Below are 15,101 nucleotides of genomic sequence, written 5' to 3' on the forward strand. Positions count from 1 at the left end.
GGTGTCCTGTGCGTTATTGGTTGGACGGAGCCTTAGGTGTCGAGTTGCAGCATAATGGTGGAAAGGGGCGGGATCGTGATTTGTGCTGAGGCAGGTTTGCCGTGGGCACCCGTTGTTGTGGCATTGATTTCGCGAACATTGCCCATGCCTGAGCCGCCGTATGCGTCGTTGTCGCTGTTCAAAATCTCGAGCCATTTGCCAGCGCTGGGCAGACCAATGGTAAAGTCGTGCCGCACAACGGGTGTAAAGTTGCAGATGACCACGACTGGAGCATCGCCGGTCTCGCCGTGCCGCCCCCAAGCGTAAACGGATGTCGCTGCTTCGTCCGTCAATATCCATTCGAAACCTTCTGGGTCCGCATCTCGCTTGTGCAGAGCCGGGGTGTTTTGATACGTAATATTCAGATCGCGCACAAACGACTGCATGCCCTTGTGAGCGGCGTCCTCAAGGCTGTGCCACGGCAGCATTTCGTTGTGGTTCCATTCTCCCGCTTGTCCAAATTCCTGCCCCATGAACAATAGCTTTTTACCGGGGTGTCCCCACATAAATCCGTAGTAGGCGCGCAAGTTTGCAAACTTCTGCCAACGGTCACCGGGCATCTTGTCTAGCATTGATCCTTTGCCGTGGACCACTTCGTCATGGCTGATTGGCAGAACAAAGTTCTCTGAGAAAGCGTACACCAGCCCAAAGGTCATCTTGTGATGGTGATACTTTCGGTTGATCGGGTCCTCGCTTATGTAGCTGAGCGTGTCATTCATCCAGCCCATGTTCCACTTGAAGCCAAAGCCGAGGCCGCCAGCGTCAACAGGTTTGGATACGCCGGGAAAAGCCGTGCTTTCCTCGGCAATAGTCATGATGCTTGCATCTTCTCCATAAACTGCGGTGTTCATCCGGCGCAGCAAGTCAATCGCCTCGTAATTTTCGCGGCCACCATCCTTATTTGGAACCCATTCGCCTTCGTTACGGGAATAGTCGCGATAAAGCATTGAGGCCACGGCATCGACCCGCAGGCCATCGACGTGATACTCGCTGATCCAGTAGCGCGCGTTGGAAACAAGAAAGTTTGCGACTTCGGTGCGCCCGAAGTTGTAGATCAGCGTATTCCAGTCCTGATGAAACCCTTCTTTTGGATCGGCATGCTCGTAGAGTGCCGTTCCATCGAAGTTGCCCAGCCCATGCGCGTCAGAGGGGAAATGCGCAGGTACCCAATCAAGGATGACGCCCAAGCCCTTTTGGTGTGCTGCGCCTATGAGATCACGGAATTCATGCGGTGGGCCGTGCCGGACGGTTGGTGCAAAAAGCCCGACAGGCTGGTATCCCCAAGAGCCGTCGAAAGGGTACTCAGAAAGCGGCAAAAGCTCGATATGCGTAAACCCCATGTCAGCTGCGTAATTGACCAGCTCTTCGGCCGCTTCTTTGTAGGAAATCGGCCGGCCATTCTGTGAAGGGTCGCGCTTCCAAGAACCAAGATGCACCTCGTAGATCGAGATCGGTGCAGCGGTGGTGTTGCGGGCGCCGCGCGACGTCATCCACGCGCTATCTTTCCAGCCATATCCTGAAATGTCGCGCACAATGCTTGCATTTTCCGGCGGGTGTTGGGCGCCAAAGCCAACCGGGTCGGCCTTGAGCGGCAATGACGCGCCACTGTGGTCAAGCAATTCGTACTTGTAGATTGCCCCATCACCAATATCCGGCAAAAATAATTCCCATACATCGGATGCGCCGCGGCGGCGCATGACGTGATGACGTCCGTCCCAGTCATTGAAGTCGCCGACTACAGAGACGCGGCTGGCGTTGGGGGCCCAAACTGCAAAATGTGTGCCCTTGGTTCCTTGGTGTTCCGTGACATGTGCGCCAAGAACTTGCCAAAGCCTTTCGTGCGTGCCTTCGCCCAGCAGGTACTCGTCCATTTCGCCCAGTACAGTCCCAGTGTTATTTGGGTCTTTGTCTGTCATGCTGTGGCCTCTGTTGGTTTTTTTGCAATGTTTACCTGCCATGAGCAGGTGATTTACAGGCGTAGATTCCGAGGGCTTCGTCGATAGACTTTAACGAGTAAGCGGCGTCACCGATACGCGCGGATGAACTGACAGCTTCAAAATCAACGGCGACAAGCCTTTGATGTTTGCAGTCCGGATACAGCGAAAAGAGGGTAAAAGGAGTGTCGGATGATCCGCATATCGTGTCGAGATATTTTATAGGTGGCATGAACCGTCCCTTTTTAGCCTTTCGCGTTTCGCAAAAAGCGCGATCCGACAATGGATAGATACGGCTCGGAATGACCGTAGCTCGGGTCAAAACGGATACCTTTGCGCGCCTAGAGTAGCGCCTGAGCGCCTGTCTACCTAAACAACAATCCGCTCGTGCAATGGTTCCGAGATTTTTTCAAAATAGCACACAACCAAAGCCAAGCGCCGGGTGCTGCGGTTATACGATTTGGCGAAACAATCGGTTGATTGACCTACGATTATCCGCTTCGTGGACATAACAGTGCCACATTCCTGCAATCTATGTAGTGGAACAGGTGACTTTCGAAAGCGCAAAAATATGGTGGTCGAGCAAACGCCATTCAGAACAGCAGATTGTGCGGCCACGCCGTTGGACGGGCAAAGCCGTGTTGAGGCGCGCGCGCGCGCCCACTGGCCGTTTTGGCTAGCGGCTGGCCGTGGTTGCAGTCGCCCATCGGCGCCCCGTCGCGAGGATGTTTGCTGATGCTATTTTCATCCTTACCTTTCCTGCTGGGCTTTTTGCCCTTGGTTGTCGCCGGGGCCATGCTTGCTGCTCGTATCGCGGGTACGCGCGGGGCCGTCGCTTTCCTTGCAGCGTCTTCGTTCGTTTTCTACGGCTGGCATTACCCGCCCTATGTCGTGCTGCTGGCGCTGACCATTGCTGTAAATTACTGGCTCGCTGGCCGGATCGAGGCAACCGCAAGCAAGTCGATCACGGCGATGGCCGTAGCATTGAACCTTGGCCTATTGGGTTGGTTCAAATACGCAGGGTTTCTGGCCGAGATGGTGTTTGCCGTGACCGGCGTTCGAACCGGCCTGCCTGCCATCTTGCTGCCTCTGGGCATTTCGTTTTTCACATTTCAGCAGATTGCCTACCTGATCGATATCTACCAGCGCAAAGCCAAACAGGGCGCTTTGCTGGATTACGTGTTCCTCATCAGTTTTTTCCCGCAGTTGATTGCAGGACCAATCGTACACCACAAAGAGGTCATTCCCCAGCTGCGGCAGGGTCGCTTTGCTACTTTCCGCGCCGAAGATGTGGCCGCTGGCGTGTTCCTGTTCTCGATCGGTCTGGCCAAGAAGGTGCTGATTGCAGACAATCTGGCGGTTGGGGCAGACACGCTCTTTTACGCGCAGGCTCAAGGGCTAGACATCAGCATGGCTGAAGCATGGCTCGGCATGCTTTGCTATTCCTTCCAGATTTATTTTGATTTTTCTGGTTACTCTGACATGGCTTTGGGATTGGGGCTTGTGTTTGGGCTTCAGTTGCCGGTGAATTTCCGCTCACCTTACAAGGCGTTGAACATCGTGGATTTCTGGCGGCGCTGGAACATCACCTTGTCGACGTTTTTGCGTGATTACCTGTATTTGCCTTTGGGCGGCAATCGGCGCGGCCCTGTCCGCCGATATGCAAACCTTTGGATTGTGATGCTTCTGGGCGGCTTGTGGCACGGTGCAGGCTGGCAGTTTGTGGTGTGGGGTGGCCTGCACGGGTTTTATCTGACGATCAGTCACCTGTGGACCAAATCGGGGCTTTTCCGTATGCCGGCGCCTGTCAGTGTGGCACTAACTTTCCTATGCGTGGTGGTAGCGTGGGTGTTCTTCCGGGCGAGTGATTTCACGCAGGCCTTTGACATCCTGTTGTCCATGGCCGCTTTCGCATCACCTGCGCCTACGGAACTGCATATCTTCGAAAAACTTGACGCGACTTTGGCCATCGTTGCGCTGGCGGCCCTGATTTCGTGGTTCTCTCCAAATGCACTGGAACTGACCGCACGGCTGCAACGGATGCAGTTCGCTGATGCGCAATCGGTGATGGCGCTGCGTGTCGTGGGCGTGCTGGCCGCTGCGGCGCTTTTCAAAACTTATTCAGGTGGTAGCAATGCTTTCATCTACTTCCAGTTCTAGCGCCCCCCAGCGGGCAGGTGCGCGCGCGGCGCTTACGGGGTTTGCTGCGATGTTTGTTGCGGCCTGCGTTTTGATGGCCGTGGCCAGCGAATGGTTGCTGCGGACGCAAGTGCAGCCACAAGATACCCAAGCGGCGCACGTGCTCTTGTTGAGCACAGACGCGCGGACAGATGTTTCTTTTGGGGACAGCCATGTCGCACGGGGGTTTGATGCCCGCGACGGGTTTGTCAATCTCGCGTATCCTTCGGAAAGCATTGATGACATAGCGGCCAAAATTGAGCTCTATTTCGAAGCGCGTGACCCAGGACGCGTTATACTTCAGGCCGACCCTCATATGTTTGCCCCTTACAGATTGCGTGCCGCGCCAAAACTTTATGCGCCGCCGCCCAATGTGCTGCTGACTTCAACGCGCCACAGACCTCGAATGCTTGCTTATTGGGAGGCCTTCCTGCGCGACGGAGGGCAGCTGAAATCAAAGGTGCGTATCACAGAGGCCGGTGCGCTTTTGTCTGGCGGTAATCTGGCAGAGGTCGCTCCGCGTCGACGCGTTCTGGAAGCGAGATCAAGGCGTAACTGGCATCGCATTGACCACCCCGTCCGCGTTAAACCCGCACAAAAGCGTTATGCACAGATGCTGGACGACCTGAAGGCGCGGGGCGCAGATGTTTGTTTGGTCAGTTTGCCCGTGTCAAGTTATTACACAGACGAGGTTGCCTCTGTCGGTCATCCGGAAATGATGACTTTTTTTGCCGGTGAAGCGCGTCGCACAGGGGCGCGGATGGTCGACATGCGAAATGACGTATCAGACTTGTCTCTCTTCCGCGATGTGGATCACCTAAATGCCGAAGGCGCGATTAGTTTTGCCTCTACCATTCTGGATCGCTGTTTTGGGGTCACAGAAGGCTAGAACCGCCAGATCGGGGTGATAAACTATTCACACTTGGCGATCCGCGGCGCAAACTGTTTACTCAAGCAAAAGAAAGTCTGACCAACTGCCGTAAGTGCGCTGGCAGCAACAGACAGGTACTTTGGGGGCAACAGGCTGATGAGCGGCGCACGCAAAAACATCATTCTTTTCAGCTTTGATGATGCGGTCACGTTCTACCACTACGCCAACGTGTTCAAAGAACCGCTGCAGATCCCCAACCTCGATGCTTTTCGTAAACAATCGACGGTTTTTCATAAAGCCTACTGTCAATCGCCTATTTGCGGCCCCTCGCGCGCCAGTCTCATGTCGGCGCGCACGCCGCATCAGTTGGGTGTGTTTCAAAATGATGACAGTGTTTTTGATCGCATAAATGCCCGAGATATGTGGCCATACTTATTGAAGCAAAACGGCTATTTCTGCTCATCCGGCGGGAAGGTGCACCATTACTACAGACCTTTGCGGCGCAGACATCACCGAGTTCTCTATTCAGACGAACAAAAGCGCTGGCGTGCTGATATGCGTTTACCCGGCGTTGTGCAAAAGCGCGCGTACGGCGGACACCGGCGCGGCTACGGCACGACGGACACTGACTATGATGCTGAATACTATGATCACAAGTCGGCGGACTCAGCTATTTCTTTTATTGAAAACTACGACGATGATGCGCCGTTTTATCGTGAGATCGGGTTCTACAGCCCGCACGGACCGCATTACACGCCGGCGCGCTTTAAGGAAATGTACAACAGGCGCGCGTTCACAAAACCTGCAGCTTGGGCGTCGGGATATGACGAGACCGATTATGCGGCAAAACGGTATCCGGCAAATATCGCCGGTTATCCGGACAAGTGGTGGCAGATGAGCGTACGCAATTACTACTCCGCGCTGAGCCATGGCGACTATCATTTTGGCCGCATCATATCGGCGCTGTGCAAATCTAAACACGCAGCCAACACCGTGGTCATCGTCCTGTCCGATCACGGGTTTCATCTGGGCAATCGTGAGCGGTTCAAGAAAACAACCATGTGGGAGCAAGTGGCGAGTGTTCCCTTGATGATCTTTGATCCGCTTCAAAAGGGCGCGCGTGATGTAGAAGACCCGGTGGCATTGCTCGATGTCGGCAAGACCGTTCTTGATTATGCAGGCGTATCGCCAGACGCGCAGCATATGGGGCAGTCGTTGCGCAGCTTGGTCGATGGTCATAGCGGCGCTGACCGCGTGATACCCACATTTCACCACGGTGACGTCTCTGCGCGCGTGGGTGCATTTCGCATCATTCGCTACTGCGACGGCAGCACGGAATTTTTCGACATCAACAATGACCCTTGGCAGTTAAAAAATCTGGGGTCGTCGCATCCGGAGTATGCAACCGCATATCAGAAATTGATCGAAACAGCCCGGGCTTACGGGTTTGATCCTGAATTGGGCGAGGCGATCCCCGCGGGTCCAGATTAGTTTTGTCTCGCTAAGAGCGCAGCTTTTGCGCCGCATCAATCATTGCCGAAACAATGGCCTGCCGTTCCGACATGGTCAGCGTGTCCGCAGCACCGGAGGTCGGAGCCGTGAGTTGAGGAAAAACAGCTTCGCGGTGGGGAAAGAATTCGGCACGCAGTTCTTCATTGTCTTTCGCAAAACGACTAAGGTAGAGGCGTCTTTCTTCTTGCGAAAAAAGATCAGCCTTGCCTAGAAAGCCTTTGATATTCATGGATTTCACGGACTTGAAAATACGGCGGCGTTCGGCGGGTTTGAAATGAGGTGCCAAAGCCTGCATCACCATTATGGCCTCTGCGCCCGGAGAAGTGTTTGTGTCACGGTTGTTGTGGTCGAGACCATCCGCCTCCAAACCCAGAACCTGTGCAAAATCGCTGGTAATGTTGCCGCCGGGAAACAGTGACCTGTCATATACCCTAGGCACTATGTCCGCGTCGGGAAAACACTTTTGCCAACCCCTGAGCAGGGCCGGATAATTCGTGATGATCTGGCATTCCTCGCTGTCGAGAAACGCGTGGAAGGGTAAGGATATCCGTCCATTCTTTAGCCGTTGTTTGTAAAAGGCTTCGGCGTACGCATCTTGGCGGCGCAGGTATACCACCACACGTTTTTGCATTGGCGCGATCTGCGGTAAGGCATCTCTGAAATGCTCTGGTGGCAATAGAGTGAACATTTCGCTGCTTAACAACAATCGCGCGGCGGGATGCTCGGATTGGACGCGTTCAATTTCTTCGGATAATGCCGCGGCAAAACCGTGTTCTTGGCCGTGGCGCGCGATCGCGGTGCTCAGATCGTTATGCGCCGCGCGGTGGCGGCCGGATTTCAGGAATAGTATGCCACGGTCAACCAGCGCTTCCTCATGAGCAAACAACGCGTTCTGAATCGCGGTTGTCCCGGTTTTTGGCGTCCCGATATGGATCACGATCTGAGTCATTCTTCTGACTTGCCTGCTCATTAACCGGGATCGTTCGCCCCGTTTCAAAATAAACCGACGACGCGAAGCGTGCCGACTTGGATGTCTGCGCCAAGCGTAGGAAAAATTATTGCTACGGTCCAATAAAAGCGTGAGTCAGCCAGTAAACTGACAGGGGAGCACTGGGTGATTTCTAAGCAGTAACATGTTTGCGGTTAGCCCAGATTTACTGGCAGTTCAGGGTATTTTTTGGGCAAACACTCACCACACCAGCAACCGCATAATTGAGCAGAAACGGTAATTTTGGCAACGAAACGCTTGCCGAAACCGGTTTCGGAGGCGATTTTGACCGTGGGAGGACGATTCGCGATGGGCGTAGAGCGCAAGTTTTCAGCAGAAATGAATCGTGTGCCAAAGCGCGTGCGTATCGTCGATCTGGCGGATCATTTGGGGTTGGCAAAAGGTACCGTTAGCCGTGCACTAAACGGGTATCCCGACATCTCGGAATCCACGCGGAACCGCGTGCGCTATGCGGCGGATCAGCTTGGTTACAGGCCGCTGAGCCACGCGCAGGCCATCCGCACAGGCAGGGTCCGCTCAATCGGGCTTGTTTTGGAAATGAACGAGCATGACGGGCACCGCCCCTTTGTGGCCGAGTTTCTCGCAGGCCTGTCTGTTGCCGCATCGATCGAGCACTGGACGCTGACCGTCGCGACCTCGTCAAGCGAGGCAGATACGCTCGCTTTGTTGGAAAGACTGACAGAAGAGCAAAAGGCAGATGGATTTATTCTGCCACGGACAAAGTTGGACGACCCGCGCGCGAAATATCTGCGCGGTAGGGATATTCCCTTTGTGCTTTATGGCCGGACGTTGGACGACGCGGGTTGCGCGTGGTTTGATATCGAAGGTGAGACAGCCATGTGTGAAGCGGTGCAAAAATGCGCGGCGCTGGGGCACAAAAGAATTGCCTTTGTTCCCGGTGCTCCGGACTACACATACGCAAAGTTGCGGCTTGAAGGATACCATCAGGGTTTGGCGGCTTCAAACCTGCCACATGACCCCGAATTGATCTCAACGCCAGCCGTGGCCCGTTCAGACGGCGCTGAGGTCGCAGGCGGGTTGCTTGATTTGGCACATCCGCCGACCGCGATTGTCTGTGCTGTAGATGGGGCTGCTCTTGGTGTATTCGATGCGGCGCGCGCCCGTTCATTGCGGGTCGGGCGAGACCTTTCTGTAATTTCATATGACGGCATTCCAGAGGGCAACTTGCTCGACCCGCCCTTGTCTACGTTTTCTGTGGACATCAGGGCAGCGGGCGAAAAGCTTGCTCAGATGCTAATCGAACGGTGTCGCGGTGCGGCGCCAGAGGAGTTGCGTGCTTTGGTGCGTGCCACCTTCAGGAGCGGCGGGTCTCACGGACCTGCGCCTGGGAACTATCAAGAACCAAGTCTGTAAAGGGAGAGACAAACTATGTCACAGATGACCAAGTTAATGACAGGATCGGCCGTCGCGCTTGCGCTATCCGCGTTGGCGGTATCGGCGGATACGATCCGTTTCTGGACAACGGAGGAGCAGCCGGAACGTCTTGCAAAGCAAGAAGCAATGGCGGCTGAATTCGAAAAAATGACCGGAACGGCGGTGGAAGTAATCCCTGTTACTGAGAGCGATTTGGGCACTCGTGCGACAGCCGCTTTCGCGGCGGGTGATCTGCCAGACGTCATCTACCATACGCTGCAGTACGCCCTGCCTTGGGCCGAGGCTGGTATCCTCGATACCGAAGCTGCGACTGAAGTCATCGATGAACTGGGCGCTGGTACATTCGCGCCGGGCGCTCTGGCTATGGCCGCTTATGACGGCGACACCGCGTCAGTTCCGGTGGATGGTTGGACCCAGATGCTGGTCTATCGCAAGGATTTGTTCGATGCGAATGGTCTCGAAGCCCCGACAACTTATGCCAACGTGCTTGCTGCTGTAGAAAAACTGCATAACCCGCCGGAAATGTACGGGTTTGTTGCGGCTACAAAAGTGGACGAGAACTTTATGAGCCAAGTTCTCGAGCATGTGTTCCTTGCCAATGGCGTGTCACCTGTTGGCGCGGACGGTTTCCAAGAACTGGACGTTGCAAAAACCACCGAAGTGCTTGAGTTCTACAAAGCCATCGCCGAAGCATCCCCTCCTGGTGATCTGTACTGGGACCAGTCCCGCACGTTGTATTTCTCTGGTAATGCGGCAATGATCATCTGGTCGCCCTTTATTCTCGATGAACTGGCGGGACTGCGCGACAGTGCGCCACCAACGATCACCGACGATCCAACATCATCGGAACTGGCGTCCAAAACGGGTGTTGTGACGAACTTTGCAGGGCCTTCAAATCCAGATGGCGCAGCTTGGGGTGACATTCGCTACTTTGGTATCACGTCGGATGCGGATACCGACGCGGCCATGGAATTTGTTAAGTTCTCGGTTGATGACGGATACGGTGCGACGCTGTCGATCGCTCCTGAGGGCAAGTTCCCGGTACGGGCGGGCACATCGGACGAACCCAACAAGTTCAAAGAGTTGTGGGCCACACTTCCTGTAGGTGTAGACCGCAAGGCACCGCTGGGTGATCTTTACGAAGCGTCAATGATCGACGAGATCGTTGGTGGTCTTGACGTTGCTCAGCGTTGGGGCGTCGCCGAAGGTCAACTTGGCCTCGCGTCCAAGATGATCAACAGTCAGGTGATCAACCGCGTTGTGCGTCAGTACATCGATGGTGAACTCGATGCTGCCGGCGCAATCGCCGAAATGAACAAAGAGCTGTCCGGCCTGCAATAAAGGCCCGACCCTTTTACCGGCCGCCCCGCTCGGTTTTTCGGGGCGGCCAACCAGACAACGGACATCATCATGCAAAGTCTTCCCCCCATCGGTACTACGCCGCTGGCGCGGCGCGAAGCGCGCCTTGCCTGGGGCTTGCTGGCACCCACTTTGATCAGTGTCGCATTGGTCGTGGTGCTGCCGCTCCTTGCAATTTTCTGGATAAGCTTCAAACCGATAGGTTTGGCTGAACTGCGTCCGCCTGTGGCTGTGGTGCGCGAAAGCCTGCGCGGATCCGGCGATGAAATGCGGGTTGAGTATCGCGTGCGAAACTCGTCGCAGGATGTGGAACTGACGGGTGTCGGATTTACCGACACCTTGCCGCCCAACGTATCGGTTACAGGCGATCTGCCGGAGGCGTGCCGCCTCGAAGGACAGGACCTCACCTGCGAATTTGGCACGCTAGAGGGCGGGTTCAACGAGCGGCTGCGCATTCCGGTCTCGGCCCCTGACGATGATGCGACGGAAGATGCTGTCGAAGGGTCTGAGCCGGCAGTGCGGGGTAAAGGTGAAAGTGTCCTGACCAACATGACCTTCACCACGGAAAATTTCGCGCGTGTCTTTGACGGCGACGAATTCTGGGGCGTATTTGGTGTTACCATGTTCTACACAGTGTTCGGCACTGTCGGGGCGCTTCTCGTGGGCCTGTTTGCCGCATTATTGCTCAACAAGTCGTTTCGCGGGCAGGGGATCTTGCGGGGTCTTTACCTCTTTCCTTACGTCGCGCCGATCATTGCCGTAGCCTTTTCGTGGCTTATCCTGTTTGACCCGTTTTCGGGGTCGGCTAACGCGCTGTTAGTGCAGATGGGGGTCACAAACGAAAGCATTAACTTTTTCGGGGAACGCCCGCTCGCGCTGATCATGGTGACGGTGTTCGAGATCTGGCGGTATTTCCCTTTGTCATTCCTGTTCATCCTTGCACGGATGCAGTCGATCGATACTGACATGTACGAGGCCGCAGACATGGACGGCGCATCGCCGTTCCAGCAGTTCTGGTATCTCAGCCTGCCGCAGCTTCTGGGTATTCTCAGCGTGTTGTTCTTGCTGCGATTTATCTGGACGTTTAACAAGTTCGACGACATTTTCCTGCTCACCGGCGGTAACGCAGGCACACGTACGCTGACAGTGAATGTCTACGAGCAGGCATTTGCCGTGTCGAATATCGGTGCAGGTGCAGCGGTCGCTGTTGTGATCTTCCTATGCCTGCTGTCGTTTTCGATCTTCTTCTTCAAATTTATGAGCAAGGAGGAAGGGCTATGAGCTTTCTGCGGTTTGGATACATCACGGCACCTTTATTGGGCGCGCTGTGGACATTCGTCGCCTGCGTTACGGTGGCCGTGGCTATGAGCCTTGCAACTGGGGAAGCGTTCCGCCCCTCACTTCTGTGGAGCCTCGGTATTGGCATTCTCTTCGGACTTGCCTGTTTGTATTTACCCTCTCTTATTGCGGCGCTTGGGATGGGATGTGTCGCCTTTCTTGTTATGCTTTTTGCCGGTTTCGGTCCGATCCTGACCGGAGAAGTTGGAACTGGCGCAATTGTCATTGCTGCGATACTGGCCGGGGTTGGCACGCTTTGGCCCATCTACGCGATGCTTAAAGACACTCACGCAGGCCCGCTGAGCCGGCATGAATTCGAAGAAGCTGTCATCCGGTTTCTGACGGGCTTTGGCTATGTGTTCTTCACCGCGATTGTCGCCATCCCATTCTACGTGATGGTGATGACCAGCCTGAAAAACCAGCAGCAACTGGTGGCGAACCCCTTGGATTTCTCAGTCGACCTGAGTCAGGGGTGGGGGCTGTTCCGGTCCTATCTTGAACTGTTTCAGGACTTTAACTTTGGCACCTATATGTTCAACTCGCTGCTCATATCGGTGCTCACGGTTTTCATTACGCTCGCCTTCTCCATTCCGGGCGCTTATGCGGTCGCTCGCCTTCGGTTCAAGGGGCAGGCGGTGTTCTCCCGTTCGATCCTGATGATCTATATGGTGCCGGTGATCGTTTTGGCGCTGCCCATCTACATTGCCTTTTCAATGACCGGCCTGCGCAATACGATCGTAGGTATCCTGCTTATCTACCCTGTCACGACGATTCCTGTGGCGTTGTACATGCTGCAAGGGTACTTCCGTGGACTGCCGCACGAGGTGGAAGAAGCCGGGTTAATGGATGGGCTGAGCCGGCTTGCAGTAATCTGGAAAATTACGCTGCCCCTTGCGCTGCCAGCGATCGCCTCGGTTAGTCTTTATGTCTTCATGATCGCGTGGAATGAATTCCTGCTCGCGTTCATGTTGCTGGACGATCCCTCCAAATTCACGCTCACACGCGGCATTGCCTCGTTGAACTCTTCAGAAATACCGCGCCAGCACCTGATGGCAGGCGCCGTGGTGGCCACGGTGCCAATCCTCGCACTGTTTCTGGGACTGGAGCGGTTCATGACCAAGGGCCTGACTGCAGGCTCGGTGAAAGGATGACTGAAATGACGACTACAGCACTCGATGATCGGGCACGCGACATTCTGAGAGGCAATGACCGGGGCGGTTATACGCTACCGACGGCGGGGCTTTACCCATACCAGTGGAACTGGGACAGCGCCTTTGCTGCATGGGGGTTCACCAACTTTGATATCCCGCGAGCATGGCAGGAACTGGAAACACTGTTTTCCGGCCAGTGGCCGAACGGCATGGTGCCTCATATCCTGTTTCACGAACCAGATCCGGGGTATTTTCCGGGACCGGATGTCTGGGGGACCGACGGGATTGGTCCTGTTGCGTCTTCCGGGATATCGCAGCCACCGGTTGCGGCAACATTCGCGCGTGCGGTCTATGATGCAGATCCGGCCACCGGCAAGGCACGTCTGGCGGCAATTTTCCCCAAGCTCAAAGAATGGCACCGTTGGTTCATGAAGTGGCGCAATGAAGGTGGCGCGATTTTCATTACCCACCCGTGGGAAGGGGGGCGGGACAATGCGCCGGATTGGGACAGCGCAATGCAATCCATCAATCCGGTTGGTGTTGGGGAATACACCCGGCGCGACACGACCCATGTAGACAGCTCAATGCGCCCAACCAAGGAAGATTACGACCGCTATATTTGGTTGGTGCAACGCGGCCGCAGGCTCGGATGGGATGATGCAAAAATGGCGGAGAATGCGCCGTTCCGCGTTGCGGACCCGCTTATGACCTTCGTTCTGCTGCGTGCGCACCGCGACCTCGCCGCGATTGCCAAGACGCTTGGCGAGGATCGCGCCGAAATCGACGCATGGGCTGCAGAGATCGAAAAGGGTGCGCAAAGCCTGCGCAACGAGGACGGCGTTTTTGACGGGGTGAACCTCACTTTGGGTTCGCATACCGGCTCTGTATCCAGTGCGTCCTTCCTGTGCTGGTACGCGGGGGTCGAAAGCGACGTGATGATGCGCGAATTGCACGCGGCCTTTGACGCTTGTCCCTATCCGGTTCCAAGCCAGAAGGTTGGCAGCGAGTGGTTTGATTCTCGCCGCTACTGGCGGGGCCCAACGTGGGGAATGCTGAACACCCTGATTGGCATGGGCTTGGCTGACATGGGGCATCTCGAGGAAGCCCGCATACTCAAGGAGCGGACGCGGCTTTTGATGTCAGAGCAGGGCTTTGCGGAATATTACGATCCGCTTTCCGGCGCGCCGGCGGGCGGAAGCACATTTACATGGACGGCGGCCGTCTGGCTTACCTGGGCGTCGCCTTCAGCGGGAGAGGCGTAATGGGCGCGATCAAACTCAACGCAGTTGAAAAATGGTACGGTGAAGCTCAGGTCATCAAAGGCATTGACCTTGAGATTAATGACGGTGAGTTCGTTGTCTTCGTGGGGCCTTCCGGGTGCGGCAAGTCAACTCTGCTGCGCATGATCGGGGGGCTCGAAGACATCAGCCGGGGCACGCTCGATATCAACGGACAGGATGTGACCGCAGAGCCTCCTTCGAAACGCGGACTGGCGATGGTATTCCAGTCCTATGCGCTTTATCCGCACATGTCGGTGCGCGACAATATGGGTTTCTCGTTGAAAACGGCGGGGGCTTCGAAAGCCGAAATCACCGAGAAAGTAAATGCGGCTGCCGATGTGCTCAAACTGGACAGCTACCTTGATCGGCGGCCAAAAGATCTTTCTGGCGGGCAAAGGCAGCGTGTCGCCATCGGGCGTTGTATTGTGCGCGACCCCACGGCTTTTCTGTTTGACGAGCCTCTGTCAAATCTGGACGCTGCCCTTCGCGTGGAGATGCGGCTTGAAATTGCTAAGCTGCACCACCGTCTCAAATCGACCATGATTTATGTGACCCACGATCAGGTCGAGGCCATGACGCTTGCTGACCGCATTGTGGTGCTCGAGTTCGGTAAGATAGCTCAAGTTGGTACGCCGAAGGAACTGTACGAAAAGCCGGCAAACCTTTTTGTGGCGCAGTTCATCGGCAGCCCGAAAATGAATATTATTCCGTGTTCAACAAGCGGTGGAGAATACAATCTGGAAGGGGGCGGTCGCGGTGCCTATCACGCGTCGACCCCTGCAGTTTCGCTCGGTATCCGACCAGAGCATATCACGCTTGCCCAAGCAGGGCAGGGGCAGGCCACGGGCTGTGTCGAAGTGGTCGAGTATCTCGGCGCTGACTGTTTTGTCGTGGTAGACTGCGGGCCACTTGGACAGCTTATGCTGCGCACAGACGGTGATACGACGGTCAAGCCCGACGACACTGTCGGCCTTTCTTTCAATCCCGATAAGCTGAGCTTTTTTGATGCTGACGGTTTGCGCGCCGAGTGATGTC

General features: G+C 55.5%; 12 protein-coding genes. 9 read left to right on the forward strand and 3 right to left on the reverse strand.

Annotation, left to right across the window (positions count from 1 at the left end; genetic code table 11):
• Window positions 1-32: 32 nt before the first annotated feature.
• Both glgB and AC2D8V_RS13400 read right to left on the reverse strand, forming a co-directional pair.
• Complete coding sequence (gene glgB, locus AC2D8V_RS13395) at window positions 33-1,955, reverse strand: 1,4-alpha-glucan branching protein GlgB (protein WP_484734078.1); 1,923 nt, start codon at window positions 1,953-1,955, stop codon at window positions 33-35.
• 31 nt (window positions 1,956-1,986) lie between these two features.
• Window positions 1,987-2,205, reverse strand: coding sequence for a hypothetical protein (locus AC2D8V_RS13400; protein WP_484734079.1), 219 nt, complete (start codon window positions 2,203-2,205; stop codon window positions 1,987-1,989).
• Window positions 2,206-2,708: 503 nt separating this feature from the next.
• On the opposite strand from AC2D8V_RS13400, the gene AC2D8V_RS13405 reads away from it, so the two are divergent.
• The 3 genes from AC2D8V_RS13405 (at window position 2,709) to AC2D8V_RS13415 (ending at window position 6,513) form a co-directional block, all read left to right on the forward strand.
• Window positions 2,709-4,133, forward strand: a complete 1,425-nt coding sequence (locus AC2D8V_RS13405) for an MBOAT family O-acyltransferase (protein ID WP_484734080.1) — start codon at window positions 2,709-2,711, stop codon at window positions 4,131-4,133.
• Window positions 4,108-5,040, forward strand: coding sequence for a hypothetical protein (locus AC2D8V_RS13410; RefSeq protein ID WP_484734081.1), 933 nt, complete (start codon window positions 4,108-4,110; stop codon window positions 5,038-5,040). The genes AC2D8V_RS13405 and AC2D8V_RS13410 overlap by 26 nt, the downstream gene beginning before the upstream one ends.
• A gap of 138 nt (window positions 5,041-5,178) precedes the next feature.
• Complete coding sequence (locus AC2D8V_RS13415; protein ID WP_484734082.1) at window positions 5,179-6,513, forward strand: sulfatase-like hydrolase/transferase; 1,335 nt, start codon at window positions 5,179-5,181, stop codon at window positions 6,511-6,513.
• A gap of 10 nt (window positions 6,514-6,523) precedes the next feature.
• On the opposite strand, the gene AC2D8V_RS13420 is transcribed toward AC2D8V_RS13415, so the two are convergent.
• Window positions 6,524-7,483: a hypothetical protein gene (locus AC2D8V_RS13420; RefSeq protein WP_484734083.1), complete on the reverse strand. Its 960-nt coding sequence runs from the start codon at window positions 7,481-7,483 to the stop codon at window positions 6,524-6,526.
• A gap of 330 nt (window positions 7,484-7,813) precedes the next feature.
• Here AC2D8V_RS13420 and AC2D8V_RS13425 point away from each other — a divergent pair, with 330 nt between their 5' ends.
• From AC2D8V_RS13425 to AC2D8V_RS13450, 6 genes are all read left to right on the forward strand, one after another.
• On the forward strand, window positions 7,814-8,917 hold the full coding sequence (locus tag AC2D8V_RS13425; protein WP_484734084.1) for a LacI family DNA-binding transcriptional regulator: 1,104 nt from the start codon (window positions 7,814-7,816) through the stop codon (window positions 8,915-8,917).
• A 15-nt stretch (window positions 8,918-8,932) separates the two neighbouring features.
• Window positions 8,933-10,279: an ABC transporter substrate-binding protein gene (locus AC2D8V_RS13430; RefSeq protein ID WP_484734085.1), complete on the forward strand. Its 1,347-nt coding sequence runs from the start codon at window positions 8,933-8,935 to the stop codon at window positions 10,277-10,279.
• A gap of 69 nt (window positions 10,280-10,348) precedes the next feature.
• Window positions 10,349-11,578, forward strand: a complete 1,230-nt coding sequence (locus tag AC2D8V_RS13435) for a carbohydrate ABC transporter permease (RefSeq protein WP_484734086.1) — start codon at window positions 10,349-10,351, stop codon at window positions 11,576-11,578.
• Window positions 11,575-12,786, forward strand: a complete 1,212-nt coding sequence (locus tag AC2D8V_RS13440; RefSeq protein ID WP_484734087.1) for a carbohydrate ABC transporter permease — start codon at window positions 11,575-11,577, stop codon at window positions 12,784-12,786. The genes AC2D8V_RS13435 and AC2D8V_RS13440 overlap by 4 nt, the downstream gene beginning before the upstream one ends.
• A gap of 5 nt (window positions 12,787-12,791) precedes the next feature.
• Window positions 12,792-14,048, forward strand: coding sequence for an MGH1-like glycoside hydrolase domain-containing protein (locus AC2D8V_RS13445; protein WP_484734088.1), 1,257 nt, complete (start codon window positions 12,792-12,794; stop codon window positions 14,046-14,048).
• Window positions 14,048-15,097, forward strand: coding sequence for an ABC transporter ATP-binding protein (locus AC2D8V_RS13450; protein ID WP_484734089.1), 1,050 nt, complete (start codon window positions 14,048-14,050; stop codon window positions 15,095-15,097). The genes AC2D8V_RS13445 and AC2D8V_RS13450 overlap by 1 nt, the downstream gene beginning before the upstream one ends.
• Window positions 15,098-15,101 lie beyond the last annotated feature (4 nt).

It is taken from the genome of Roseobacter sp. YIN89, from assembly GCF_057219365.1.

Coding starts and splice junctions, on each gene's coding strand:
- glgB (WP_484734078.1), bottom strand. CDS start 1,955: ATGACAGACAAAGACCCAAATAACACTGGGACTGTACTGGGCGAAATG.
- AC2D8V_RS13435 (WP_484734086.1), top strand. CDS start 10,349: ATGCAAAGTCTTCCCCCCATCGGTACTACGCCGCTGGCGCGGCGCGAA.
- AC2D8V_RS13430 (WP_484734085.1), top strand. CDS start 8,933: ATGTCACAGATGACCAAGTTAATGACAGGATCGGCCGTCGCGCTTGCG.
- AC2D8V_RS13410 (WP_484734081.1), top strand. CDS start 4,108: ATGCTTTCATCTACTTCCAGTTCTAGCGCCCCCCAGCGGGCAGGTGCG.
- AC2D8V_RS13445 (WP_484734088.1), top strand. CDS start 12,792: ATGACGACTACAGCACTCGATGATCGGGCACGCGACATTCTGAGAGGC.
- AC2D8V_RS13420 (WP_484734083.1), bottom strand. CDS start 7,483: ATGACTCAGATCGTGATCCATATCGGGACGCCAAAAACCGGGACAACC.
- AC2D8V_RS13415 (WP_484734082.1), top strand. CDS start 5,179: ATGAGCGGCGCACGCAAAAACATCATTCTTTTCAGCTTTGATGATGCG.
- AC2D8V_RS13450 (WP_484734089.1), top strand. CDS start 14,048: ATGGGCGCGATCAAACTCAACGCAGTTGAAAAATGGTACGGTGAAGCT.
- AC2D8V_RS13440 (WP_484734087.1), top strand. CDS start 11,575: ATGAGCTTTCTGCGGTTTGGATACATCACGGCACCTTTATTGGGCGCG.
- AC2D8V_RS13405 (WP_484734080.1), top strand. CDS start 2,709: ATGCTATTTTCATCCTTACCTTTCCTGCTGGGCTTTTTGCCCTTGGTT.
- AC2D8V_RS13400 (WP_484734079.1), bottom strand. CDS start 2,205: ATGCCACCTATAAAATATCTCGACACGATATGCGGATCATCCGACACT.